Source organism: Desulforhopalus vacuolatus (genome assembly GCF_016918505.1).
Lineage (GTDB): Bacteria > Desulfobacterota > Desulfobulbia > Desulfobulbales > Desulfocapsaceae > Desulforhopalus > Desulforhopalus vacuolatus.
In genome coordinates this window covers 1-252 of record NZ_JAFFPZ010000163.1, presented here as the reverse complement: position 1 = coordinate 252, position 252 = coordinate 1, and the positions used below count along the sequence as shown (strand labels likewise).

Sequence of the window (252 nt, the reverse complement as noted above, 5' to 3'; positions counted from 1 at the left end):
AAAAATATAAAAAGAGCATGGCTTCAATGCGTTTTTCTTTCTTCAAAAAAACTGGTGCTACTTCCAAAATGGTTTTTTTGGTATACATGCGTTTTTCGATAAATGGTTGGTTCTTATATTTTCTTAAGGCTCATGTTGTGTTTCAGGGTCTTATTTAACCAGCACTTCAACCAGCGAGTGAAGCAAGGTTTTCCCGCGCTTGCCAACATTATGAACAAACTCGAAGAAACCAAGGTATAAAGGGAGCTTCTC

General features: G+C 37.3%; 1 pseudogene. It reads right to left on the bottom strand.

The window, feature by feature from the left end:
- Window positions 1–150: 150 nt before the first annotated feature.
- Window positions 151–252, bottom strand: a pseudogene (locus tag JWG39_RS17335) (IS1595 family transposase); the annotation flags it as partial.